The sequence below is a fragment of the Enterobacter cloacae complex sp.6700776 genome (assembly GCF_048284255.1).
Lineage (GTDB): Bacteria > Pseudomonadota > Gammaproteobacteria > Enterobacterales > Enterobacteriaceae > Enterobacter > Enterobacter intestinihominis.
The window spans coordinates 1-266 of record NZ_JBLVYK010000305.1 but is presented as its reverse complement, the minus strand read 5'-3'; the positions used below and the strand labels follow the sequence as shown (position 1 = coordinate 266).

Sequence of the window (266 nt, the reverse complement as noted above, 5' to 3'; positions counted from 1 at the left end):
GCGTATCGATCTGGCGAACTATCCGGCGGTGCACAACTGGTATGAGCGCATTAAGCAGCGGCCGGCAACGGCGGAAGCGATGTTAAAAATTCAGCTTTATTAACCCCCTGCTCGCCCGTCGCGCTTTGTTGTATGATTGCAGGACTTACACCACGGAGGAAGCCTGCAATGTCTCAACCAGACGCCATTATTCGTATTAAGGACCTGCGCCTGCGGACTTTTATTGATATTAAAGAGGAAGAGATTGCCAACCGCCAGGACGGGGT

2 pseudogenes are annotated in these 266 nt (G+C 52.3%); both read left to right on the top strand.

Annotated elements, in window-relative coordinates:
• Positions 1-103: pseudogene (locus ACNQ0T_RS24375) on the top strand (thiol:disulfide oxidoreductase); the annotation flags it as partial.
• A 65-nt stretch (positions 104-168) separates the two neighbouring features.
• A pseudogene (gene folX, locus ACNQ0T_RS24370) lies at positions 169-266 on the top strand (dihydroneopterin triphosphate 2'-epimerase); the annotation flags it as partial.